Annotated in this window: 21 protein-coding genes; 12 read left to right on the top strand and 9 right to left on the bottom strand. The window is 72.8% G+C overall.

What is annotated here, in order from left to right; translation table 11 throughout:
- Together ACZ4NB_RS01590 and ACZ4NB_RS01585 are read left to right on the top strand one after the other, a co-directional pair.
- A complete protein-coding gene (locus ACZ4NB_RS01590) occupies positions 1-1,323 on the top strand; it encodes an FAD-dependent monooxygenase (protein ID WP_467657584.1) in 1,323 nt (440 codons plus the stop codon).
- Complete coding sequence (locus ACZ4NB_RS01585) at positions 1,320-2,228, top strand: Gfo/Idh/MocA family protein (RefSeq protein ID WP_467657583.1); 909 nt, start codon at positions 1,320-1,322, stop codon at positions 2,226-2,228. The genes ACZ4NB_RS01590 and ACZ4NB_RS01585 overlap by 4 nt, the downstream gene beginning before the upstream one ends.
- Here the strand turns inward: ACZ4NB_RS01585 and lnt are convergent.
- From lnt to ACZ4NB_RS01565, 4 genes are all read right to left on the bottom strand, one after another.
- Entirely contained in the window at positions 2,197-3,732 is a 1,536-nt protein-coding gene (lnt, locus tag ACZ4NB_RS01580) for an apolipoprotein N-acyltransferase (RefSeq protein WP_467657581.1), read from the bottom strand. The two genes, ACZ4NB_RS01585 and lnt, sit on opposite strands and share 32 nt — an antisense overlap.
- Positions 3,733-3,855: 123 nt before the next feature.
- On the bottom strand, positions 3,856-4,338 hold the full coding sequence (locus ACZ4NB_RS01575) for a nuclear transport factor 2 family protein (RefSeq protein WP_467657580.1): 483 nt from the start codon (positions 4,336-4,338) through the stop codon (positions 3,856-3,858).
- 62 nt (positions 4,339-4,400) lie between these two features.
- Positions 4,401-6,353, bottom strand: coding sequence for an ABC transporter ATP-binding protein (locus ACZ4NB_RS01570; protein WP_467657579.1), 1,953 nt, complete (start codon positions 6,351-6,353; stop codon positions 4,401-4,403).
- Positions 6,354-6,581: 228 nt separating this feature from the next.
- Positions 6,582-8,156, bottom strand: a complete 1,575-nt coding sequence (locus ACZ4NB_RS01565; protein ID WP_467657578.1) for a GAF domain-containing protein — start codon at positions 8,154-8,156, stop codon at positions 6,582-6,584.
- Positions 8,157-8,621: 465 nt separating this feature from the next.
- Here ACZ4NB_RS01565 and ACZ4NB_RS01560 point away from each other — a divergent pair, with 465 nt between their 5' ends.
- Complete coding sequence (locus ACZ4NB_RS01560; RefSeq protein WP_467657577.1) at positions 8,622-9,053, top strand: STAS domain-containing protein; 432 nt, start codon at positions 8,622-8,624, stop codon at positions 9,051-9,053.
- Between the two features lie 13 nt (positions 9,054-9,066).
- Here the strand turns inward: ACZ4NB_RS01560 and ACZ4NB_RS01555 are convergent, their stop codons facing one another.
- Complete coding sequence (locus ACZ4NB_RS01555; protein ID WP_467657750.1) at positions 9,067-9,555, bottom strand: glutathione peroxidase; 489 nt, start codon at positions 9,553-9,555, stop codon at positions 9,067-9,069.
- Between the two features lie 499 nt (positions 9,556-10,054).
- Positions 10,055-11,689 (bottom strand): FAD-dependent oxidoreductase, encoded by a 1,635-nt coding sequence (locus ACZ4NB_RS01550; RefSeq protein ID WP_467657576.1) that lies wholly within the window; start codon positions 11,687-11,689, stop codon positions 10,055-10,057.
- A 249-nt stretch (positions 11,690-11,938) separates the two neighbouring features.
- Here ACZ4NB_RS01550 and ACZ4NB_RS01545 point away from each other — a divergent pair, with 249 nt between their 5' ends.
- The 7 genes from ACZ4NB_RS01545 (at position 11,939) to ACZ4NB_RS01515 (ending at position 17,221) form a co-directional block, all read left to right on the top strand.
- A complete protein-coding gene (locus ACZ4NB_RS01545; protein WP_467657575.1) occupies positions 11,939-13,057 on the top strand; it encodes a SchA/CurD-like domain-containing protein in 1,119 nt (372 codons plus the stop codon).
- Positions 13,058-13,125: 68 nt separating this feature from the next.
- Positions 13,126-13,560: a cupin domain-containing protein gene (locus ACZ4NB_RS01540; protein ID WP_467657573.1), complete on the top strand. Its 435-nt coding sequence runs from the start codon at positions 13,126-13,128 to the stop codon at positions 13,558-13,560.
- Entirely contained in the window at positions 13,557-14,825 is a 1,269-nt protein-coding gene (locus ACZ4NB_RS01535) for a beta-ketoacyl-[acyl-carrier-protein] synthase family protein (RefSeq protein ID WP_467657572.1), read from the top strand. The genes ACZ4NB_RS01540 and ACZ4NB_RS01535 overlap by 4 nt, the downstream gene beginning before the upstream one ends.
- Positions 14,822-16,072 carry a ketosynthase chain-length factor gene (locus ACZ4NB_RS01530; RefSeq protein WP_467657571.1) on the top strand — a complete coding sequence of 417 codons (1,251 nt, stop codon included), beginning with the start codon at positions 14,822-14,824 and terminating at the stop codon, positions 16,070-16,072. The genes ACZ4NB_RS01535 and ACZ4NB_RS01530 overlap by 4 nt, the downstream gene beginning before the upstream one ends.
- A gap of 15 nt (positions 16,073-16,087) precedes the next feature.
- Positions 16,088-16,357, top strand: coding sequence for an acyl carrier protein (locus tag ACZ4NB_RS01525; protein WP_467657569.1), 270 nt, complete (start codon positions 16,088-16,090; stop codon positions 16,355-16,357).
- Position 16,358: 1 nt separating this feature from the next.
- The gene (locus ACZ4NB_RS01520; protein WP_467657568.1) at positions 16,359-16,832 is read left to right on the top strand and encodes an SRPBCC family protein; all 474 of its coding nucleotides are present in this window, start codon (positions 16,359-16,361) and stop codon (positions 16,830-16,832) included.
- 56 nt (positions 16,833-16,888) lie between these two features.
- Positions 16,889-17,221, top strand: coding sequence for a TcmI family type II polyketide cyclase (locus ACZ4NB_RS01515; RefSeq protein WP_467657566.1), 333 nt, complete (start codon positions 16,889-16,891; stop codon positions 17,219-17,221).
- A 130-nt stretch (positions 17,222-17,351) separates the two neighbouring features.
- Here the strand turns inward: ACZ4NB_RS01515 and ACZ4NB_RS01510 are convergent, their stop codons facing one another.
- Both ACZ4NB_RS01510 and ACZ4NB_RS01505 read right to left on the bottom strand, forming a co-directional pair.
- Entirely contained in the window at positions 17,352-18,380 is a 1,029-nt protein-coding gene (locus tag ACZ4NB_RS01510; RefSeq protein WP_467657565.1) for a methyltransferase, read from the bottom strand.
- A gap of 25 nt (positions 18,381-18,405) precedes the next feature.
- Positions 18,406-19,464, bottom strand: a complete 1,059-nt coding sequence (locus tag ACZ4NB_RS01505) for a right-handed parallel beta-helix repeat-containing protein (RefSeq protein WP_467657564.1) — start codon at positions 19,462-19,464, stop codon at positions 18,406-18,408.
- Between the two features lie 951 nt (positions 19,465-20,415).
- Here ACZ4NB_RS01505 and ACZ4NB_RS01500 point away from each other — a divergent pair.
- A complete protein-coding gene (locus ACZ4NB_RS01500; protein WP_467657563.1) occupies positions 20,416-20,787 on the top strand; it encodes a DUF6126 family protein in 372 nt (123 codons plus the stop codon).
- Here the strand turns inward: ACZ4NB_RS01500 and ACZ4NB_RS01495 are convergent.
- Positions 20,723-21,472 (bottom strand): CDP-alcohol phosphatidyltransferase family protein, encoded by a 750-nt coding sequence (locus ACZ4NB_RS01495; RefSeq protein WP_467657749.1) that lies wholly within the window; start codon positions 21,470-21,472, stop codon positions 20,723-20,725. The two genes, ACZ4NB_RS01500 and ACZ4NB_RS01495, sit on opposite strands and share 65 nt — an antisense overlap.
- Before the next feature lie 169 nt (positions 21,473-21,641).
- On the opposite strand from ACZ4NB_RS01495, the gene ACZ4NB_RS01490 reads away from it, so the two are divergent.
- Positions 21,642-22,631, top strand: coding sequence for a zinc-dependent alcohol dehydrogenase (locus ACZ4NB_RS01490; RefSeq protein ID WP_467657561.1), 990 nt, complete (start codon positions 21,642-21,644; stop codon positions 22,629-22,631).
- The last annotated feature ends 10 nt before the right edge of the window (positions 22,632-22,641 follow it).

Genomic DNA, 22,641 nt, shown 5'->3' with positions numbered 1-22,641 from the left:
ATGCGGCAACCCACCGCGATCGTGATCGGCGGCGGTATCGGCGGGCTCACCGCCGCGGTGGCACTGGACCGCCGCGGCTGGTCGGTCACCGTCCTGGAGCGCGCCGTCGCCCCGTCCTCCGGGTCCGGCCACCCGACGGCGAGCGCCGGTGGCACCCGGCGCGACGGCGCGGGCATCGGCCTCGCCCCGAACGCCCTGCGCGCCCTGGACACCCTTGCCGCGGGCGACGCGGTGCGCGCGCGGGCCGCCCGGCAGGTCACCGGCGAACTCCGCCTCCCCAGTGGCCGGCGGCTGGCCCGTACGGACGATGCCGCCGCCGTCCGGCGGTTCGGCGGGCCGGTCCTGGTCGCGCACCGCGCCGACCTGATCGCCCTGCTCGCCGCCCGGCTGCCCGACGGCGCGGTGCGCTCCGCCTCCCCCGCCGCCCTCGTCGACCCGGGCGACCCGGCATCCGGCGCCCGCCCGGCGCGGGTACGCATCGCCGGAGACGAGGGGGAGGAGCTGACCGCGGACCTCGTCGTCGCCGCCGACGGCATCCACTCCGCCGTCCGCCGGGCGCTCTTCCCCGGCCACCCCGCGCCCCGCTACGCCGGCTTCACCGCCTGGCGGATGGTCGTCCCGGCCCTCGACCGCCCCTTCACCGCGCACGAAACCTGGGGGCCCGGCGGCCTGTGGGGCACCGTGCCGCTGCACGACGGGCGGGTCTACGCGTTCGCCACCGCGGCCGTCCCACCCGGCGGCCGGGCCGCCGACGACGAGCGGGCCGAACTACTGCGCCGCTTCGGCGACTGGCACCACCCCGTCCCCGCCGTGCTCGCCGCCGCCGACCCGGCCGCCGTGCTCCGCAACGACGTCCACACCGTGGCGGCACCGCCGCCCGCCTTCCACCGCGGCCGGGTCGCCCTGCTCGGCGACGCCGTCCACCCCATGACCCCGAACCTCGGACAGGGCGGCTGCCAGGCCATCGAGGACGCCGTCGTGCTGGCGGACCGTGCCGCGCCGGACGGCGATCTCGCCGCCGCACTCGCCGCGTACACCCGGCAGCGGCTGCCGCGCACCATGGAGGTGGTACGCCGGGCCGAGCGCATCGGCCGCCTCACCACCTGGCGCTCCCGGCCCGCCTGTGCGCTGCGCGCCGCCCTGCTGGCCGCCACCGCCCTCCCCCAAGGACTCCGACGACTCCGTCCAGGGGGGAGCCCCACCGCCCCGGATCTCGTGCTGCGGGCCCTGGACGGCATCGCCGACTGGTCGCCGCCGCCCGCCACGTATGCTGCCGAGGCGCGGGGCACCAGGACCGCGGCGCTATCCAAGGAGCACGAGTGAAGATCGGCTGCATCGGACTCGGCGACATCGCCCAGAAGGCGTACCTGCCGGTACTGGGCGTACAACCGGGCCTTGAGATACATCTGTGCACCCGCACCCCGGCCACCCTCCAACGGGTCGGCGCCGCCCACCGCCTGAGCGGTGAACAGCTCCACACCGACCTGGACTCGCTGCTCGCCACGGGCCTGGACGCGGCCTTCGTGCACGCGGCGACCACCGCGCACCCGCAGATCGTGACCCGGCTGATCGAGGCGGGCGTCCCGACGTACGTCGACAAGCCGATCTCCTACGAACTGGCCGAGTCCCAGCGGATCGTCGCGCTCGCCGAGGACCGCGCGGTGGGCCTCACCGTCGGCTTCAACCGCCGCTTCGCGCCCGCCTACGCCCAGTGCCGCGAGCACGCCCGCGATCTGATCCTGATGCAGAAGAACCGCGTCGGGCTGCCGGAGGACCCGCGCACGCTGGTCCTGGACGACTTCATCCACGTCGTCGACACCCTGCGGTTCCTCGTGCCCGGCGAGGTCGACCACATCGACGTGCGCGCCAGGATCCGGGAGGGGCTGATGCAGCATGTGGTGCTGCAGCTCTCCGGCGACGGCTTCACCGCCATCGGCACCATGAACCGCCTCAGCGGCTCCGCCGAGGAGATCCTCGACGTCTCCGGCCACGACACCAAGCGCCAGGTCGTCAACCTCGCCGAGGTCATCGACCACAAGGGGCAGCCGAGCGTCCGGCGGCGCGGCGACTGGGTGCCGGTCGCCCGCCAGCGCGGCATCGAGCAGATCGTCCAGGCGTTCCTGGACGACGTACGGGCCGGCCGGACGCCGTCCGCCCAGGACGCGCTGCGCACCCACGAGATGTGCGAACGGGTGGTCACCGACGCGCTCGCGCAGGCCGCCCGCTGACCGCGCGGACGCCCGCGTACGCGCCGGCCAGCACCAGCGCGCCCACCGCCGCGTACACGGCCCAGTCGCCGTAACGGACATACGGGCTGGTGCCCTCGGCCAGCGGCAGGTCGTAGACCGCCGCGGCACTGCGGTCGGTGCCGAGCTGCTCGCCGATCCGCTCGCCCCGGGGGCCGTACACCGCGCTGACGCCGGTGAGCGTGGCGTGCACCATCGGCCGCCAGGTCGCGGCGGCGCGCAGCGCGCCGAGCGAGGCGTGCTGCCGGGGCGCCCAGCTGCCCTGGAACGTCGACGTCGAGGACTGGGCCACCAGCACCCGCGCACCGTCGCGCGCCAGATGGCGGCTCATGTCCGGGAAGGCGGTCTCGAAGCACACCAGCGGCCCGATCCGCAGCCCGTGCGCGGAGGCGATCGGCATCACCACCTGGTGGGTGCCGCGTATCCGGTCGGTCGTCGCCGCCTTGCCGACCTTCGTCGCCCAGCCCAGCACCGACCGCAGCGGTATGTACTCGCCGAACGGCACCAGCCGCATCTTGGCGTAGCGGTCCCCGGTCGGCCCGTCCGGTCCGATGAGCACCGCGCTCTTGTAGATCCCCGGCCCGCCGTTGCGCGGTGCGTCGGCGTTGACCAGCAACTCGGCGCCGGTCCGCCGGGACAGCGCGGCGAGCCGCGCGGCGATGTCCGGGCGGTCCACCGGGTCCCGGTACAGGCTGCTCTCGCCCCAGACGACCAGGTGGACCCCGCGGCCCGCCAGTGAGCGGGTGAGCGCCTCACTGCGCGCCAGCCGTTCGGTGGGGGTGCCGGTCAGGCCCGGCTGGACGATCGCGATCCGCACCGTGCCCGCGGGGCGGGGGACCGGCGCCCAGTACCAGGCCGCGGTGCCGGCCAGGGCGCACACCAGCAGGCCGGCGACGGCGGGCAGTCGCACCGCCGGACGGGCGACCAATTCGGCCAGTGCCGTGTTCACCGCCACGATCAGCAGGCTGACCAGCCACACCCCGCCGATCGACGCCAGCCGCAGTGCGGGCGGCAGCTGCCACTGGCTGGCGCCCAGCAGACCCCAGGGGCCGCCCAAGTACTCCCAGGAGCGGACCAGTTCGACCATCAACCAGCCCGACGGCACCAGCACCAGCGCGGCGGTGAGCCGGCCGGCGCCGGGCGGCTCGCCGCCCAGCAGCGCCCGCACCAGGAGCCCCCAGGGCGCCCACAGCGCACCCAGCAGCAGGGCGAGCACGAGTATGAACACATGCAGGCTCGGCAGCAGCCAGTGGTGCACGGCCAGTATGAAGCCGGCACCGCCCAGCCAGCCGTCCAGCGCGGCCCGGCCGTACGTCGGCGCGGAGCGCACCAGCAGCAGCCAGGGCACCAGCGCGCCATACGCCAGCCACCACCAGGACGGCGCGGGAAAGGCGAGGGCCGGCAGCGCCCCGGCGAGCGCCGCGGCCACCGCGCGCCCCCAAGGGGAGCGCAGCCACCACGCCCGACGGCCGGGCGATCTGTCCATACGGCCTCCCTCGTGCCGGTTCGCGCCGGTCGGACGGCCAGTGTGCGCGGGCGGGCGGATCAAGGAAAGGGGGCGTGGCCAGGACGGCCGATTCGCTACCGCCCGGCGTCCGGCAACCGGGCGTCAGCCGTCCTGGGCGCGCACCTCCCGCCACTTCTCGTGCACCACGACCCCGGTCAGCCGCCAGCCGTCCGCGGTGCGGCGAACGGTGAAGTCATAGCGGCCGGCGCAGGTGTAATTGGGGGCGGTGGCACCGCCCCCGGTGTCCGTCGCGGATCCGGCGAGCCGCATCGGATTGAGGTAGTCGGCCCGGACGGTCGCGCTGTCGCCCGGCGCGCCGTCCGTTCTGGCCAGGGTGATCCGGCGGTTGACGATCAGATGCTGGCGTATGGCGAAGTGCCGCAGCATCTCGGCGAGCCAGGCCGCGACCTCCTCGACGCCGCCCTCGATGCCGCCCGCGGAGCGGTAGTCGGCCCGGCCGTCCGGCGTGAAGAGGGCCAGATAGCCCGGCCAGTCGCCGTCGTCCACGGCGATGGCATAGCCCGTGACCAGCTCGTCGATGGCGAGACGGTCCATGACCGTGGAGTGTTCCGCGCGCTGCGTCATCTCCTCAGTTTTCGGCATGCCGAAGGCCCCCGCCAAGAGGTGGGGGCCTTCCGGTGCGGGGGTCAGTTCACCAGTGCCGACTCGGCGAAGGGGTCCCGGCCGGCGTCCGTGCCCGCGACTTCCGCGGTCCTCGGCCCGGCCGCGTGCTCGGCGGCCGAGTCGGTGAACTGCGTCCGGTACAGCTCGGCATACCGTCCGTCCGCCGCCAGCAGCGTCGCGTGCGTCCCGCGCTCGACGATCCGCCCGCCCTCGACGACCAGGATCAGGTCGGCGGCCCGTACGGTCGACAGCCGATGCGCGATGACCAGCGCCGTACGGCCTTCCAGCGCCTCGGTGAGGGCCTCTTGCACCGCCGCCTCGGACGTGTTGTCCAGGTGGGCGGTGGCCTCGTCCAGGATCACCACCCGGGGGTGGGCGAGCAGCAGCCGGGCGATGGTCAGCCGCTGCCGCTCACCGCCGGAGAGCCGGTAGCCGCGCTCGCCGACGACGGTGTCCAGGCCGTCGGGGAGACCGGCGATCAGCTCCCGCAGCCGGGCCCGGCGCAGCGCGTCCCACAGCTCGTCCTCGGTGGCCTCGGGCCTGGCCAGCAGCAGGTTCTCGCGGATGGAGTCATGGAAGAGGTGCCCGTCCTGGGTGACCATGCCGAGGGTGTCCCGCAGCGAGGCCGCGGTCAGCTCCCGGACGTCCACCCCGGACAGCCGCACCGCACCGGCGTCGGTGTCGTACAGCCGCGGCAGCAGCTGCGCCACGGTCGACTTGCCGGCGCCCGAGGAGCCGACCAGGGCGACCATCTGGCCCGGTTCGGCGCGGAAGGAGATGTCGTGCAGCACCTCTTCGCCGCCGCGGGTGTCGAGAGTGGCGACCTCCTCCAGGGAGGCCAGCGAGACCTTGTCGGCGGACGGGTAGCCGAAGCGCACCGAGTCGAACTCCACCGACACCGGGCCCTCCGGCACCGTACGGGCGTCCGGCTTCTCGCTGATCAGCGGCTTGAGGTCGAGCACCTCGAAGACCCGCTCGAAGCTGACCAGCGCGCTCATCACCTCGATATGGGCCCCGGAGAGCGCGGTCAGCGGGGCGTAGAGCCGGGTGAGCAGCAGGGCGAGCGAGACGATCGCGCCCGCCTCCAGCTGACCGCGCAGCGCGAGGAACCCGCCCAGGCCGTAGACGACGGCCAGCGCCAGGGCGGAGACCAGGGTGAGCGCGGTGACGAAGTACGTCTGGACCATGGCCGAGCGGACGCCGATGTCCCGCACCCGCCGGGCCCGGGTGGCGAACTCCGCGGACTCCCTGGACGGGCGGCCCATCAGCTTGACGAGGGTGGCGCCGGGTGCGGAGAACCGCTCGGTCATCTGCGTCCCCATCGCCGCGTTGTGGTCGGCGCCCTCCCGGCGCAGACCCGCCAGCCGCCGGCCGACCCGCCGGGCGGGCAGCACGAACACCGGCAGCAGCACCAGCGCGATCAGGGTGATCTGCCAGGACAGGGTGAGCATCACGGCGAGGGTGAGCAGCAGTGTCACGATGTTGCTGACGACCCCCGACAGGGTGTCGCTGAAGGCCCGCTGGGCCCCGATCACATCGTTGTTGAGCCGGCTGACCAGCGCACCGGTCCGGGTGCGGGTGAAGAAGGCGATGGGCATCCGCTGGACGTGGTCGTACACCGTCGTCCGCAGATCCAGGATCAGCCCCTCGCCGATGCTCGCCGACAGCCAGCGGGTCAGCAGCCCCAGGCCCGCCTCCGCGACGGCGATCACGGCGATCAGCCCGGACAGCCCGACGACCAGGCCGGCGGAGTCGCCGCCCACGATCGCGTCCACCACCCGGCCCGCGAGCAACGGGGTGGCCACCGCGAGCATCGCGGTCACCGTGCTCAGTACGAGGAACCACAGCAGATGCCGCCGGTGCGGCCGCGCGAACGCCGTGATCCGGCGCAGCGTCCCGCGCGAGAACCGGCGCCGGCCCTGTTGTGCGGTCATCGTGCTGTGCAGCGAATGCCAGGCGGTGACTTCCATGTCCATGGGTGGCCTCCAAGAGTGCCGGGGTCGTCGTCACGGGATCGCCGTGCGTGACCGGCGACAGAAAGAAACCTAGAACCTCAACCAAAATTGAGGTCAAGGGATTCCCCGCGGTTCACTCTTCAAGCCCCGTCGGAGCCCGGAATTCATCATCGGACCGGCTCGGCGACGGCGCACCGAGGAGCCCCGGTGCCGACGGTCGCGAGGGAGCCGCCGAACCGGCGGCGCGGCTCAGAGGGGCCGTTCCCAGACCGTGGGCTCATCGGCGGTGCCGGGGGCGGTCACCGTCAGGCGTACGGCGGCGCGGCCGTCGGCCAGGGTGGCGGCGGCGTCCACGACGATCTCCAGACGCGTCGGCCGGGCCGCCGTCAGGGTGGCGCGCAGCGCGGCCAGCAGCTCGCGGCCGCAGGCGTCGTCGAGTCGGGCCTCGACCGGGCCGGTGAACTGCACGGACGGGCGGCTGCCGAGCGCTTCGGCCGCCGCGCTGGCCTCCCGCAGGATGCGGGTGCGCAGTCCCGGTGGCGCCTGGGACGGCCCCTGCTGCAGCGCGATGATCGCCGTACGGATCTCCTGGATCGTCGCGTCCAGCTCGTCGACGGCCTGGCCGACCCCGTCGCGCACCTCCGGCACCACGGCCTTGCGCTGGGCGCTCTCCAGCAGCATCCCGGTGGCGAACAGTCGCTGGATGACCAGGTCGTGCAGATCGCGGGCGATACGGTCGCGGTCCTCGTAGACGGCGAGCCGTTCGCGGTCGCGGTGCCGGTCGGCGAGGACCAGCGCCAGCGCGGCCTGGGCGGCGAACTGGGTCCCCAGGGTCCGCTCGGTCTGGCTGAAGGGCCGGTCGCCGGGCGCCCGGCACAGCGCCAGGGCGCCCAGCACCCGCCCGTTGCTGCTCAGCGGCAGCAGCATCGTCGGGCCGTAGTGGCGCGACAGCGGGGAGATCGAACGGGGATCGGTGGCGAAGTCGTCGGCGAAGACCGCGAGCCCGGCGGCTATCCGGTGCACGACCGGGCTCTCCGGCGGGATCCTGCCGCGGTGGGCCTCGGTCCGTACGGTCTCGGACAGCTCGGTGGAGATCGCCACGACCTCCATACCGCCCTCGGCGTGCGGCAGCAGCACCGCTCCGGTGGCCGCCTCGGCGAGCTCGCGGCCCTTCTCCGCGACGACGGTGAGGGCGTTCCCGGTCGTCGAGCGGGTCTCGGGGCCGGCCAGCAGGGCGGTGGTGACGGAGGCGGCGCCGTCGATCCAGCGGGTGCGCTGCCGGGCGGCGGCGTGCATCCGGGCATTGCCCATCGCGATACCGGCCTCGGTGGCCAGCACCCGCACCAGGTGGAGGTCCGCGTCGGTGAACCCCGGGCCGTCCGGCGCGGTGCGCTCCTCGGCGCCCTCTTCGCTCTCGCCGTCGCCGCGGTCCGCGACGTACAGGGCGCCGAAGGTCTCGCCGTGGAAGGTGATGGGCACCGTGAGGAGGTCAGGGCCGGGCGGGCTGTCCGGGCCCTCGGGGGAGGGGGCGACACCGTGGGTGATCAGGTCCTCGGCCGGTCCGTCGCCGTCCTCGTTGCGGATGCCGACGGCGGCGTAGCGCGCGCCGGTGAGGGCGGCGGCGGTCTCGGCGATGCGGGTCAGCGAGCGGTGCAGATCATGGTCGGCGCCGATCGCCGCCATCGCCTCCAGGAGCTGCGGAAGCCGGGAGATCGGCCCGCCGGCCAGCTCGCGCAGGTTCTGCGCGGTGCGGTCGGCGAGATCGGCTGCGGCATCGGCGGAACGGTCGGCCGCCGAGTCGGGCGACTTCAGGACACACCTCACTCTTCCGGGCGGTTTGGACAGTCTATTTGCCCTGAAGATGCTGATGCGAGTCGATGGGTTCCCGGTGTCGGTCTCGTCTGCTGTGACCACTGCGCCTGTAGTGGCGTGCGGGAGGCGAGCGGGAGGCCGCCGACCCGGGTGCTGCCGGGCCCGGCTTCGCGCTCGCGCCGGGGCGTCGGACGCTGATGGCCTATCCCGCCCCCGCGCACAAGGGGCGACTTTGAGACAACCTGCGGATGTGGCGTACGCCGGGACTTGAGGGCGGCGGTCGGCGGGTAAGCCGTAGACAACCATGGGCGCAGCTGCAGAAACGTAGCGGCACCAGCGCTACGCGACCGCACCGCCGACGACCCGGGAACGGGCCGACCCGCCCGGATCCTGCCGGGCGCCCCCCACACCTTCCGTACAACACCGCTGGGAGCGCGTGGTCACCCCGCGCCCCCGGCACGAAAGTGGGTCGGGCCGATGAACGATGCTCCGCACTACCCGAGACTGGTGGGACCGCGCCGCGCTGCGGGCGGCACGACCGTGCTCGAACTCCGCGGTGACCTGGACATCCTCGCCGTTTCCGTGCTGTCCGAGCGCTTGGACGGCATCACCCGCGGCCAGGGCCTCGACCTCGTGGTCGATGTGCGCGCGGTGACCTTCATCGACTGCGCCGGGCTGTCGCTGCTCAGCCGCGCCCGCCACCGAACCCGGCAGCGGGGCGGCCGACTGCGGCTGACCGGCGTCGTCGAGGGCGGCAGCGTCGCCCGGCTGCTGCGGATGACCGGGCTGACCGGCGACTTCGAGAGCGTCTGCGAAGAGGCGCTCGCGCAGGAGGCCGTGGCCGGCGAAGCCCCCGACCAGGACCCGGTCGCCGGATCCGCCGGGGCCACCGACATCGCCGTGGCCTGAGGACCCGCCCGGCTCAGGCCGGCAGGACCGCCTCGATCGCGGCGACGAGCTCCTCGGCCTCCGGCTCCGTGCGCGGCCGGAAGCGGCCCGCCACCTCGCCCTCGGCGTCGATCAGGAACTTCTCGAAGTTCCACTGCACATCGCCCGCCGCCCCCTCGGCGTCCTCGGTGCCGGTCAGCGCCGCGTACAGCGGATGCCGGTCCGCGCCGTTGACATCGGTCTTCTCGAACAGCGGGAAGCTGACGCCGTACGTCGCCGAGCAGAACGTGGCGATCTCCTCGGCGCTGCCCGGCTCCTGGCCGGCGAACTGGTTGCTGGGGAAGCCCAGCACGCTGAAGCCACGGTCCTCGAAGCGCTGCTGGAGCCGCTCCAGGCCCGAATACTGCGGGGTCAGCCCGCACTTGGACGCCACATTCACCACCAGCAGGGCCTTGCCCCGATAGTCGGCGAGCGAAGCGGGCTCACCGGTCAGGGTGCGCAGCGGGATGTCGTACAGGTTCACGGTCATGCTCCTCGTCGCGGTTCCGCGGATAGGGACGGCCATCATCGGTCCTAACAGCGGCGCCCGTCCTGATCTTCCCGGGATCGTCCGTCGGCCATGACACGACCGGACTTAGCGTGCCCGAGCGCCACTCCTTGAGGAGCTGGTCGAAGATCGGTGTCCCCTCCTCCGTGGGGCGCCGCGCCTGGGGAGCGGGGGGTGGCAGCGGCGGCATCTGATGGGGGAGGGAGATGCGCTGAAAAGGGTGCGAGGGGGGCTTCTTGGCGTCCATGCCCGGACTCAACCGGAAATCGGCCACCGAGTTGCGGGACGTGGCCGGGGCCGTCGGCAGAAGCCCCTTCGGTGATGACGAGCAGAAGATACGTTCCCGGCACCGAGGGGCCGGCGGAGATCCCGCCGGCCCCTCGGTCCTCACCCACCCCATGCGCCCCACCTCCCGGCCCGTGCCGCGCATGCCGTGCCGTACGGAACCGGCCGGGCGCGCGGGCGGCCCGCGCGGTCAGTCCCTGCCGAGCAGCGACGCGAAGACCTGCGCCAGCGCCGCCTCGGGGTCGGCCACCCGGCCCTCCGCGCGCCACGCCACGAAGCCGTCGGGGCGCACCAGCACCGCGCCCTCGGGCGTCGTGCCGTGCTTCTCGGCCCAGTCGACGCCCTCCTCCGGGGCCAGGTCGTCGTCCGGCTCGGTGCCGATCAGATAGCAGTCCAGCGCCACGGCGAAGCGCTGGACGGCGCCCTTGGCCGCGGTGCGCCACATGTCGCCGTCGGAGCCGGAGAGCAGCACGAAGGACTTCTCGTAGAGGTCCAGGGTCGAGCGGCGCTCGCCGCCCGCGCGCAGCCACATGTGCGGGGCGCGGGTGCCCGGCTCGCCGGTCAGCCGCAGCTGCTCGGGGACCACCGGCAGCTCGGGGTCGGCGCCGACGACCGCGCCCTGGGGATAGCAGTAGCCGAGGGCGACGGTGAGCACCCCGCGCTGCCGGCCACCGCCCGCCCCGGGCGCCGGGACGTACCCGGGGTGGCTGTGCTCGGCGGACCGGGCCGAGGCGCGCGCACTGGTCTCGCGGGCCACCGGCTGCCGCTCCGCCTCGTACGTCGCCAGCAGGCCGGGGCCCGCCGAGCCGCTCAGGACGGCCGCGAGTTTCCAGGCGAGGTTGTGGGCGTCCTGGATGCCGGTGTTGGAGCCGAACGCCCCGGTGGGGGACATCTCGTGGGCCGAGTCGCCGGCGAGGAAGACCCGGCCGACCGCATAGCGCTCGGCGACCCGCTCGGCGGCGTGCCAGGGGGCCTTGCCGGTGATCTCCACGTCCAGGTCCAGGGCGCCGGTCGCCCGGCGGATGTGGTCGATGCACCGCTCGTCGGTGAAGTCCTCCAGGGTTTCGCCCTGGTCGGGGTGCCAGGGGGCGTGGAAGACCCACTCCGCCCGGTTGTCCACCGGCAGCAGCGCCCCGTCGGCCTCGGGGTTGGTCAGGTAGCAGGCGATGAAGTGCCGGTCGCCCACCACGTCCGCCAGGCCCGGGGCGCGGAAGGTGATGCTCACGTTGTGGAACAGGTCGCCGGGCCCGGTCTGGCCGATGCCCAGCCGCTCGCGGACCGGGCTGCGCGGCCCGTCGGCCGCGATCAGGTAGTCCGCCTGCACGGTGCTCTGCTCGCCGGTCTCCCGGTTCCTCAGGACCGCGGTCACCCCCCGCGCGTCCTGCTCGAAGGAGACCAGCTCGGTGGAGAACCGCAGCTGTCCGCCGTGCTCGCGGGCGCAGCGCACCAGTACGGGTTCGAGGTCGTTCTGGCTGCACAGGCACCAGGCGGAGGGACTGAACCGGGCCAGCCCGCCGCCCGGGTCGATCTCCTTGAACAGCCACTCCTGTTCCTCGCCGGTGAGCGAAGGGGCCTGCAGGATGCCGTGGTTGGCGGCCAGGACCGACGCGGCCTCCCGGATCGGCCGCTCCGCTCCGGCGACCCGGTACAGCTCCATCGTGCGGACGTTGTTCCCCCGCCCGCGCGGGTGGCGTGAGGTGTCCGAGTGCTTCTCGACCAGTAGGTGCCGCACACCCAGGCGTCCCAGGAACAACGACGCGGACAGGCCCACCAGGGACCCGCCCACGATGAGTACCGGGACCCGGTCTTCAACGGTGGGGTTCATTCGTGCTCCAGCTCCATGGGCGCATTGAGGGCAGATGGAGCACGAATGCCCGGATGTGGCCGTGTTCGATCACGATTCACCTGCATGGCTCACAGATCTCGCGCCACCGGACGCTCCCCGCCACGATCGAACCCGGGACGCCCCGGGACACCCGGGCAGCCGCCCACCATCCGGCTCAGTCATCCGGATCGCACCGGAGCTGACGACGCACCACAGGGGCCATCGGGCCCCGGAGGAGATGCGTAGACGATGACAACGCTCTCGGAACGAGTATCCCAGTCGGCCTTCGACGGCTCCCGCCTGCGGGTCGTACTGCTCCTGGACCTCCACGAGGGAGCCCAGCAGCGCTTCCTGGAAGCCTACGAGCACCTGCGCAACCAGGTCGCGTCGGTCCCCGGGCACATGACCGACCAGCTGTGCCAGTCCATCGAGAACCCCTCGCAGTGGCTGATCACCAGTGAGTGGGAGAGCGCGGCGCCGTTCCTCGCCTGGGTCAACAGCGAGGAGCACGTCAAGATGGTCCAGCCGCTGCACAGCTGCGTCCGCGACACCCGCTCGCTGCGCTTCAGCGTCCTGCGCGAGACCTCCAACATCGCCACGCTCACCCCCGAGCCCCCCAAGGGCCGGCTGCAGGCCCACCCCCGCGTCGGCGACGGAGTGGTCCGGCACGCGCTGACCTTCACCGTGAAGCCCGGCAGCGAGGACAAGGTCGCCGAGATCCTCGCCGGCTACACCTCCCCCGAGGCCCGGGTCGACGACACCACCCGGCTGCGCCGCACCTCCCTGTTCATGCACGGCAACCGCGTCGTGCGGGCCGTCGAGGTGCAGGGCGACCTCGTCGCGGCGCTGCGCCACGTCTCCCGGCAGCCCGAGGTCCGGGCCGTCGAAGAGGCCATCAACCCGTACCTGGAGCAGGACCGCGACCTCGGCGACCCCAACTCCGCCCGGGTGTTCTTCACCCGCGCCGCGCTGCCCGCCGTGCACCACGTCGCGGCACACGGCAGCCCGCCCGAGGGCGTACGGCGGCATGCGCTGCTCTACCCCGCCAGGGAGGGGTGCGGCATGGTGCTGGCCAGGATGCTGGCCCGCCAGGACGAGCTGGCCGCCGACGACGCGACCTGCCCGATCGCCGGCAGCACCATCTTCCAGCGCGACGACATCGTCGTCCGGCTGATCGACCTGCTGATCCCCATCGACAGCGACCCCGTGCTGTCGCTCGGCGTGCGCGGGCCCCGCAAGATCGCCGTGCTGCGGCGCCTCCTCGACACCGATGCGGCCGGCGGTCTGTCCGACGACCGCGAGCTCGCACGCTTCCTGACGCGCTCCGACATGGCCCTGATCACCGATCGCCGGGCCCCGGACGCCTGACCGCAGCCGACCGCAGCAGATCCCACCCCTCTCAACCGACGGCCTCACGCCCCCTGGAGGAAGCAGCCATGACCACGGACCGCCCACGCATCGTGGACCTCAGCGAGACCAAGCCCAACCGCCGGCGCGGAGGTGATCTGCGCGCCATGCTGACACCCAGCGCGGTGGGCGCCACGAGCGGCTTCATGGGCATGGCACTCGTCCAGCCCGGCGAGCGCATCGGCGAGCACTACCACCCGTACTCCGAGGAGTTCGTGTACGTCGTCCAGGGCGCCCTCGAAGTGGATCTGGACGGGGAGTCCCACCCGCTGCGCCCGGACCAGGGCCTGCTGATTCCCCCTTATATGCGGCACCGGTTCCGCAACGTCGGGGACGTGGAGGCCCGGATGGTCTTCCACCTCGGCCCGCTGGCGCCGCGCCCCGAGCTCGGCCATGTCGACACCGAGAGCGCGGAGGACAGCACGCCGGCCGTGCCACCCGAACGAACGGAGCCGGTGTCATGACCCGCCGTGTGGCGGTCACCGGCGTCGGCATCGTGGCCCCGGGCGGGGTGGGCATACCCGCCTTCTGGGACCTGCTGTCCGCCGGGCGTACGGCGACCCGCGGCATCACCCTCTTCGACCCGGAGGGCTTCCGCTCGCGTATCGCCGCCGAGTGCGACTTCGATCCCGAGGCCCACGGGCTGAGCGCGGATCAGATCGCCCGCTCGGACCGGTACATCCAGTTCGCGAGGGTCGCCGCGGCCGAGGCGCTGCGCGACGCCGGCCTGGACACCGAGAAGGAGGACCCCTGGCGCATCGGGGTGTCCCTGGGCACCGCGGTCGGCGGCACCACGCGCCTGGAGCACGACTATGTCGCCGTCAGCGAGCACGGGCAGCGGTGGGACGTCGACCACCGGCCGGCCGGCCGCTATCTGGAGCGGGCGTTCTCCCCCAGTTCGCTCGCCTCCGAAGTGGCCGAACAGGTCGGTGCGCACGGCCCGGTGCAGACCGTCTCCACGGGCTGCACCTCCGGCCTCGACGCGATCGGGTACGCCTTCCACTCCATCGAGGAGGGCCGGGTCGACGTGTGCATCGCCGGTGCGTCGGACTCGCCGATCTCCCCGATCACCGTGGCCTGCTTCGACGCCATCAAGGCGACCTCCGCCAACAACGACGACCCCGCCCACGCCTCACGGCCGTTCGACGCCCACCGCGACGGCTTCGTCATGGGGGAGGGCGGCGCCGTACTCGTCCTGGAGGAGCTGGAACACGCCCGCGCCCGCGGTGCGACCATCCACTGCGAGATACGCGGCTACGCGACCTTCGGCAACGCGTACCACATGACCGGCCTCACCCAGGAGGGCCTGGAGATGGCCGAGGCCATCGACCGCGCGCTCGGTCATGCCAGGATCGACGCCACCCAGGTCGACTACGTCAACGCACACGGCTCCGGCACCCAGCAGAACGACCGGCACGAGACCGCCGCGGTCAAGCGGTCGCTGGGCAAGCACGCCTACAAGGTGCCGATGAGCTCCATCAAATCCATGGTGGGGCACTCGCTCGGCGCGATCGGCGCCATCGAGATCGTCGCCTGTGTGCTGGCACTGACCCACCAGGTCGTGCCGCCCACGGCCAACTACGAGACCCCGGACCCGGAGTGCGACCTCGACTATGTGCCCCGGACGGCGCGGGAGCTGCCGCTGCGTTCGGTGCTCTCGGTCGGCAGCGGCTTCGGCGGATTCCAGTCAGCGGTCGTACTGACCCGACAGGGCGGGAGGGCACGATGAGCTCCCCTAAGGAACGACGTTCCGTCGTCACCGGCATCGGCGTCATCGCCCCCAACGGGGTGAGCACCGAGGCATTCTGGAAGGCGACCGTCGAGGGCGTCAGCGTCCTGGACCGGGTGACCCGCGAAGGGTGCGAGCACCTGCCGCTCAAGGTCGCCGGCGAGGTCCGCGGCTTCGACCCGGCGGATCTGATCGAGGAGCGCTACCTCGTCCAGACCGACCGGTTCACGCACTTCGCCATGGCGGCGGCCAACCTCGCGCTGGACGACGCCCGCCTCGGCCGCGCCGACTACCAGCACTCGCCGTTCGCGGTGGGGGTCGTCACGGCCGCCGGATCGGGCGGTGGCGAGTTCGGCCAACGGGAGCTGCAACGGCTCTGGGGCCAGGGCTCCCGGCATGTCGGCCCGTACCAGTCCATCGCCTGGTTCTACGCGGCCAGCACCGGGCAGATCTCCATCCGCGGCGGCTTCAAGGGGCCCTGCGGAGTCGTGGCCAGCGACGAGGCGGGCGGCCTGGACGCCCTGGCGCACGCCTGCCGCACCATCCGGCGCGGCACCGACGCCGTCGTCGTGGGCGCCGCCGAGGCGCCGCTGGCCCCCTACTCGGTCGTCTGCCAGCTCGGCTACGACGATCTGAGCAGGATCGACGACCCGGACCGCGCCTACCGCCCGTTCACCGACGGCGCCTCGGGATTCGTGCCCGCCGAGGGCGGCGCGATGCTGGTCATCGAGGAGGAGAAGGCCGCCGGGAGCCGCGGGGCGACCGTCCGGGCCGTGCTCCTGGGGCACGCCGCGACCTTCACCGGTGCCTCGCGGTGGGAGGAGTCCCGCGACGGGCTCGCCCACGCGATCCGCGGCGCACTGGAGGACGCGCGGTGCGCCCCGGAGGAGATCGACGTGGTGTTCGCGGACGCGCTCGGTGTCCCCTCGGCCGACCGGGCCGAGGCGCTGGCCCTCGCGGACGCCCTGGGCCGGCGCACCGGGCAGGTACCGGTGACCGCGCCCAAGACCGGCACCGGCCGGGCGTACTGCGGTGCACCCGTCCTGGACATCGCGGCCGCGGTGCTCGCCATGGAGAACGGTGTGGTGCCGCCCACGCCCAACGTCGTCGACGTCTGCCACGACCTCGACGTGGTGATCGGCCGGGCCCGTCCCGCCGAGCTGCGCACGGCGCTGGTGCTGAGCCGGGGGCTGATGGGGTCGAACGCGGCCATGGTGCTGCGGCACGCCCCCACGTCCCCCTCGTGAGAAGGAGAACCCCACATGACCGCTCAACTGACCCTCGACGAGCTGGCATCGCTGATGAAGTCGGCCGCCGGCCTCACCGTCGACCCGAAGGACCTGGCCACCCGCGCCGATCTGTCCTTCGCCGAGTTCGGCCTCGACTCGCTCGGCCTCCTCGGCATCGTGGGTGAACTGGAGAACCGGCACGGCCGGCCGATGCCGACCGACGCGGAGCGCTGCAAGACGCCGCGCGACTTCCTCGCCCTGGTCAACACCGACAAAGACAAAGTGCCTACGACAGGAGCCTGACATGCCCGGCCACACCGAGAACGACATCACCATCGCCGCGCCCCTCGACCTCGTCTGGGACATCACCAACGACATCGAGAACTGGCCGCAGCTGTTCAGCGAGTACGCCTCGGTCGAGGTGCTGTCCCGGGAGGGCGACAAGACCACCTTCCGGCTGACGATGCACCCGGACGACAACGGCACCATCTGGAGCTGGGTCTCCGAGCGGGTCATGGACCGCGGGGCCCGCACCGTCCGCGCCCGCCGCGTGGAGACCGGCCCCTTCGAGCACATGGACATCCACTGGAAGTACTCCGAGATCCCGGGCGGTACGTCGATGCACTGGACCCAGGACTTCGCGATGAAGCCGCAGGCCCCGGTCGACGACAAGGGGATGACCGAGCTGATCAACCGCAACTCCCGGATCCAGCTGGAGCTGATCCGGGACAAGATCGAGCAGCGGGACCGCGAGCTGCGTTCCACCGCCGTCAACTGACCGCCCGCCGGGCCGTGTCCGGACCGCCACCCGGCGGCAACGAAGGGATCTCCCCGATGCATCACGCTCTGATCGTCGCTCGCATGGCACCCGGTTCCGCGCCGGACATCGCCGAGGTCTTCAAGACCTCGGACCGTACGGAGCTGCCCCACCTGGTCGGCGTCTCGCGGCGGACCCTCTTCCAGTTCGGTGAGGTGTATCTGCACCTCATCGAATCCGACCGGCCGCCCGGCCCGGAGATCGCCAAGGTCACCGAGCACCCCGAGTTCCGCGCGGTGAGCGACAAGCTGTCGGCCTACGTCAGCGCGTACGACCCGGAGACCTGGCGCAGCCCCAAGGACGCGATGGCCCACGAGTTCTATCGCTGGGAGCGTGACGGCCGCGGCTGACGCGCAGCCGGGGCCGGGGCGATCCCCCGGCGCCCGCACCCGCCCGGGAACGGGCCAGGCCGCCCGGCGAGGAGGTTGCTCCTCGCCGGGCGGCCTGCCGTGCACGGGCTCGTTCATGCCACGGTCCGCGTCACGCGGGGACGGTGCACTCGAAGGCGTGCAGATAGGGGTTGACGGGCGTGATGTCGCCGACCTTCAGACCGGCCGCCGACATCCTGCCGACCAGACTCTCCTTGGTGTGCTTGGCACCGCCGACGTTCAGGAGCAGCAGCAGGTCCATGGCGGTGGTGAACTTCATCGAGGGGCTGTCGTCGACGAGGTTCTCGATGATCACCACGCGGGCGCCGGGGCGGGCGGCGTCGACGACGTTGCGCAGCGTCCGGCGGGTGCTGTCGTCGTCCCACTCCAGGATGTTCTTGATGATGTAGACATCGGCCTGCACGGGGATGCCGTCGCGGCAGTCGCCGGGCACGATCCGTACCCGCGGGGCGAGCGCGCCGCCCTCCCGGAGCCGGGGGTCCGGGTTCTCCACCACCGTGGGCAGGTCCAGCAGCGTGCCCTGCATCGCGGGGTACTTCTCCAGCAGGCTGGCGAGCACATGCCCCTGGCCGCCGCCGATGTCCGCCACCGACGAGGCCCCGGACAGGTCGAGCAGCGCGGCGAGGTCCTCCGCCGACTGCTTGCTGGAGGTGGTCATGGCCCGGTCGAAGACCTCGGCGGAGTCCGGCGCGTCCTCATGGAGGTAGTCGAAGAAGCCCTTGCCGTACAGATCGCCGAAGACGCTGCGGCCCGAGCGCACCGCCTCGTCGAGCCGGGGCCAGGCGTCCCAGGTCCAGGGCTCGGTGCACCACAGGGAGATATAGCGCAGGCTGTTGGGGGCGTCCTCGCGCAGCAGCCGGGACATCTCGGTGTGGGCGTACTTCCCGTCCGCGGTCTCCTCGAAGATGCCGTAGCAGGTCAGGGTGCGCAGCAGCCGCTCCAGCGGCCGCGGCTCGGCCCGCACCGCGGTGGCCAGCTCCTGCGCGGTGGCGGGCCGCTCGCCGAGGGCGTCGGCGACGCCGAGCTTGGCCGCGGCCCGCACGGCCGCCGCGCACGCGGCTCCGAAGACCAGCTCGCGCAGCCGCATGGCCGGCTGGGGGGTGGGACTTACGGTGGTCATTCCGCCTCGATTCTCCTGGGTGAAGTCAGCACAGACGGGCCGGCTCCGAGGTCCGGCACTTGTTGCCGCGGAACTCGTTTCCCCGGCCTTCGGTGTCCCGGTTGGCCAGGTCCACCGGCTGGTTTCCCAGCACCTCGTTGTCGCCGATGACATTGCGCTCGTTGAGGGCCTTGACGAAGCTGTGGAAGAGCACGACGCCGCCGGAGAGCGGGGACTTGCCGGCGTTGTCCCGGATGAGGTTGTGGACCACCTTCGCCTCCTCGGTGCCGGTGAGGACGATGCCGGAGCCCTGGATGAACGGCAGGCGGGGGTTGGCGGGGCAGTACTTGTTGTTCTTGGTGATCTCGTTGTTCCGCACGGTCAGGGCGCCCGCCCTGGGGCGTGACTCGTCGCCGACGATGAACGCTCCGCCGCAGTTCCCGGTCATCGTGTTGTGGCTGACCGTCAGGTTCCGCACCCGCCGGATCGTGACGCCGATCCGGTTGTCCCTCATGAGGTTCTGGGAGATCTCGGTGCCCCGGGTGTCGGTGGCCCCGCCCTCCTCCTTGACCGTGTTCGCGACGAAGATGCCGGAGTCGCCGTTGCCGATGACCTCGTTGTCCCTGATCAGACTGGCGGTGGACTTCTCCGTCGCGATGCCCCACACGCGGTTCTTCCGCGAGGTCACATCGGACACGGCCAGCCGTTCGGTGCCGGAGGCCCAGATGCCGTTGCGCTTGAAGTCGGCGACGGCCAGCGAACGGATGCGGACGTCGTGCAGCGGGTGGCCCTCGCTGCCGAGGACGCAGATGCCGTTGCCCTCCTGCCCGCAGGCGTTCTCCGCGCGCTTCCCGCCCGGCTTGATCACCGTCTTCGCGCCCGCACCGACGAGGCGCAGCCGGGACTTGTTGATCAGTACGCTCTCCTGGTAGACCCCGGGCTTGATGACGACGGTGTCACCCGGCCGTGCCCTGTCCACCGCCCGCTGGATCGAATCGCCCGGGCGGACCACATGCCGCCCGCCGTCACAGGGGGCGCCGGCGCCCAGTCCGCCGGCCATCACCGCTGCGACGCAGCCCATGTATGTCATCTGTCGAAGCGCCATGAAGCGAAGCTATGGGCGATCACCAGCACTCGCCACATGTGGTCACCCGATGGCCACGGTGTGTGCGCCCGCGGGCCTTCGACGTGCTGTCAACTCCGCTGCCCGGCCGTCCGCGCGGCGGCCCGTCAGGGCCGGTCAGGGTGCCTACGGGAGCGCTCGCCGTCGTCGTCGGCCGCCCCGGGGCACGGAAGGCATTCGGTCGTCCCTGAATCAGCTGACCGGGTAGCCGGCGGCCCGTCGGCCCCGCCCTCTAACGGGTCGCCGGATCCGGCGTCCGACGACGTGTCAGCCGACCCGTCCGGCCACACCTCGGTGAGGAACGCCGCGAGGCTGGTCGGCAGAAACCACGGTCGGACGCGGAAGACGGTCATGGCAGTCCAACGCGCGGGGGCGGGCGGACGATACCGGGGGGAGGCTTGATCACCCATTCGCCGGTTCGCTGCGCTTTGCCTGCTTCCCACGTTGTCGGCTGCGGCGCCGTGGTGGTTTCTCGCCGTTGCTCCCCCACTGCCTAAAGGGCGTGGGAGGTACCCCCAGCGGCGGGCGGTTGTTTGTCGGGTGCGGTGACAGCCCTACGGACTTCGTCCTACGGTCTGTCCCCTCCCGTGGGTGGGGGTTGGGGAGGCCGGTGGGGGCGGGCCTGATCTGTCGACCGCGCGCGCACGAAGGCTGGCGTCCACCCCCACCGGTCTTCTCCCACCCCCAACGGGAGGGGGCGGGCCGGAGGGGCTGGGTGTCCGGACGTAAAGCGAAGCAGTCCGGACACCCAGCCCCGGAGGACCGACACCGGCACCCGAAAGCCCCGCGCAGCGGCCCCGCCCGCCGCAGGCGCAACGGCGGCAAACCCCCACGGCGGGACAGCCGAAAACGTGGGAAGCAGCTCAAGCTAGAATTTCGCAATTCAACAGACGACGTGACGGTCAATCGGCCGGAGCGCGGAGGTCATGCGTGGTGGCGAGGCGCAAGGGAACGCCGTCCTGGCGGGCGGTCCGGTCACGGACCTGCATATCCAGGCGGTCCGGGCCCGGTGCCACGCCCCCTTGCCGGGGCCGTGCGCCGGGGCGCGGGCCGCTCCGTACGGCCCGTGGGCACGCCCGTAGTTGTCCGGAGCGCGTCGCCCGCCGCTACGCCTCGCCGCGCCGCGGCGCCCGCACCGCGGTGCGCCCCGGGGTCCGGCTCGCCCGGCTGCCCGGCACGGTGCTGGTGCAGCGGCCGCCCAGGGACAGCCTCTGGCGCCGGGCGCTGATCTTCGTCGTCGTCACGAATCTGGTGCTGGTCTTCCTGGTGCTCGTCGTCTACCTGGGGCGGCACGCGGGGACGTAGTGCGCGGGAGGATGCCGGAGCGGTCCGTCGTGGGGCGGACCCGCCACAGCCACCGCACGTCCCGCCCGAACGACCACACGAGCAGCGCCAGCGCCCCGGCCACCGCGGCCGCCGCCGACGCCCGCGGCATGATCCCGGCGCCCGCCACGACCAGCACGATCCCCTGGAGCGCCGCCACCGTCTTCCGGGCCATGCTGTGCGGCAGGTCGCCGCCGAGCCACGGCAGCGCCCAGGACGCCGCGACGAAGGCGTACCGCATCAGGCCGATGCTCAGCACCCAGGCGCCCAGCGGCACCGCGAGGTAGACGCACAGCACCAGGATGAGGAAGGCGTCGACCTCCATGTCGAAGCGGGCCCCGAGCGGGGACGCCGTTCCGGTGCGCCGGGCGACCTGTCCGTCCACGGCGTCCAGCAGCAGCGCGACGGTGGCCAGCGCGATCAGCACCGTGACCGGTGCCCGCCCGTCGAAGGAGTCCGCGACCAGCGCCGTCACCCCGCCGACGAGGATCGTCCGGGCCAGGGTGACGCGGTTGGCCGGGCCGAACGACCCCGTCCACGACCGGCGCAGCGCCAGAGTGAGCACGGCCCAGCTGCCCACGGCGAAGACGGCACCCGTCAGCCACCCCGCGGTGCCCAGGCCGACCGCCCGGCAGAGCACCACGAGCACCAGCAGCTGCAGCCCCATTCCGGCGGTGGTGTCCTGCTCCAACCGCCTTGTGCCGTGGCGCTCTTTTACAACAGCCACCATGCCTCCCGCGACTTGTGGCGCAGTCCATGGGCGCCGCGTATGGTGACGGCGTCCTCATGATCCCCAGCATCAACGACCCCACGACGGAGCGTCCAGGAGGATCCCGATGCCGCGCGTCGCTTGTGCGTTTTGGCTAAGCGCTCCGGGCCGGGGCGAGCTCCGGCCGGTGTCGCTGCCGGAGCCCGGTTCCGATGAGGTGCTCGTGCGGACCCTGTACTCCGGAGTGAGCCGCGGGACCGAGACCCTGGTCTTCCGCGGCGGCGTCCCGGAGAGCCAGTACGGTGCCATGCGGGCGCCGTTCCAGGAAGGCGACTTCCCCGCACCGGTCAAGTACGGCTACCTCAACGTCGGCGTCGTCGAGGAGGGGCCGCTCGCGCTGCGCGGCCGCACGGTCTTCTGCCTCGCCCCGCACCAGACGCAACTCGTCCTCCCGGCGCACGCCGTCACCCCCGTACCGGACGCCGTCCCCGCCGCCCGCGCCGTGCTGGCGGGCACCGTGGAGACCGCGGTGAACGCCCTGTGGGACGCCGCGCCGCTGGTCGGCGACCGGATCGCGGTGGTCGGCGCGGGCATGGTCGGGTGCAGCGTGGCCGCCCTGCTCGCCCGCTACCCGGCCGTCCGACTGCAGTTGGTCGACGCCGACCCGGCGCGCGCCACCACCGCCGAGGCGCTCGGTGTCGACTTCGCGCTGCCCGACGACGCGCTGGGCGACTGCGACCTCGTCGTGCACGCCAGCGCGAGCGAGGAGGGGCTGGCGCGCTCGCTCGAACTGCTCGCCCCGGAGGGCACCGTCATCGAGCTGAGCTGGTACGGCGACCGGCGGGTCAGCCTGCCCCTGGGGGAGGCATTCCACTCCCGCCGGCTGGTCGTCCGCAGCAGCCAGGTGGGCGCGGTCTCCTCGGCGCGGCGCGCCCGCCGCACCTTCGCCGACCGGCTCGCCCTCGCCCTCGACCTGCTCGCCGACCCCGCCTTCGACGCACTGATCACCGGGGAGTCCGCCTTCGAGGAGCTGCCCTCGCTGCTGCCCCGGCTCGCCTCCGGCGACCTCGCGGCGCTGTGCCACCGCATCCGCTACGCGCCTCCGGGCGCCTCCTAGAACACGGGCG

The organism is Streptomyces sp. NPDC026575 (assembly GCF_055567415.1).
The sequence above is the reverse complement of the archived record's forward strand: the minus strand, read 5'-3'. Positions and strand labels throughout refer to the sequence as shown.

What these genes read in the sequence shown, in the direction of transcription:
- ACZ4NB_RS01570 (WP_467657579.1), bottom strand. Translation starts at nt 6,353, where the DNA reads ATGGACATGGAAGTCACCGCCTGGCATTCGCTGCACAGCACGATGACC.
- ACZ4NB_RS01520 (WP_467657568.1), top strand. Translation starts at nt 16,359, where the DNA reads ATGCCCGGCCACACCGAGAACGACATCACCATCGCCGCGCCCCTCGAC.
- ACZ4NB_RS01590 (WP_467657584.1), top strand. Translation starts at nt 1, where the DNA reads ATGCGGCAACCCACCGCGATCGTGATCGGCGGCGGTATCGGCGGGCTC.
- ACZ4NB_RS01525 (WP_467657569.1), top strand. Translation starts at nt 16,088, where the DNA reads ATGACCGCTCAACTGACCCTCGACGAGCTGGCATCGCTGATGAAGTCG.
- ACZ4NB_RS01540 (WP_467657573.1), top strand. Translation starts at nt 13,126, where the DNA reads ATGACCACGGACCGCCCACGCATCGTGGACCTCAGCGAGACCAAGCCC.
- ACZ4NB_RS01545 (WP_467657575.1), top strand. Translation starts at nt 11,939, where the DNA reads ATGACAACGCTCTCGGAACGAGTATCCCAGTCGGCCTTCGACGGCTCC.
- ACZ4NB_RS01490 (WP_467657561.1), top strand. Translation starts at nt 21,642, where the DNA reads ATGCCGCGCGTCGCTTGTGCGTTTTGGCTAAGCGCTCCGGGCCGGGGC.
- ACZ4NB_RS01550 (WP_467657576.1), bottom strand. Translation starts at nt 11,689, where the DNA reads ATGAACCCCACCGTTGAAGACCGGGTCCCGGTACTCATCGTGGGCGGG.
- ACZ4NB_RS01495 (WP_467657749.1), bottom strand. Translation starts at nt 21,472, where the DNA reads ATGGGGCTGCAGCTGCTGGTGCTCGTGGTGCTCTGCCGGGCGGTCGGC.
- lnt (WP_467657581.1), bottom strand. Translation starts at nt 3,732, where the DNA reads ATGGACAGATCGCCCGGCCGTCGGGCGTGGTGGCTGCGCTCCCCTTGG.
- ACZ4NB_RS01515 (WP_467657566.1), top strand. Translation starts at nt 16,889, where the DNA reads ATGCATCACGCTCTGATCGTCGCTCGCATGGCACCCGGTTCCGCGCCG.
- ACZ4NB_RS01560 (WP_467657577.1), top strand. Translation starts at nt 8,622, where the DNA reads ATGAACGATGCTCCGCACTACCCGAGACTGGTGGGACCGCGCCGCGCT.
- ACZ4NB_RS01575 (WP_467657580.1), bottom strand. Translation starts at nt 4,338, where the DNA reads ATGACGCAGCGCGCGGAACACTCCACGGTCATGGACCGTCTCGCCATC.
- ACZ4NB_RS01530 (WP_467657571.1), top strand. Translation starts at nt 14,822, where the DNA reads ATGAGCTCCCCTAAGGAACGACGTTCCGTCGTCACCGGCATCGGCGTC.
- ACZ4NB_RS01535 (WP_467657572.1), top strand. Translation starts at nt 13,557, where the DNA reads ATGACCCGCCGTGTGGCGGTCACCGGCGTCGGCATCGTGGCCCCGGGC.
- ACZ4NB_RS01510 (WP_467657565.1), bottom strand. Translation starts at nt 18,380, where the DNA reads ATGACCACCGTAAGTCCCACCCCCCAGCCGGCCATGCGGCTGCGCGAG.
- ACZ4NB_RS01505 (WP_467657564.1), bottom strand. Translation starts at nt 19,464, where the DNA reads ATGGCGCTTCGACAGATGACATACATGGGCTGCGTCGCAGCGGTGATG.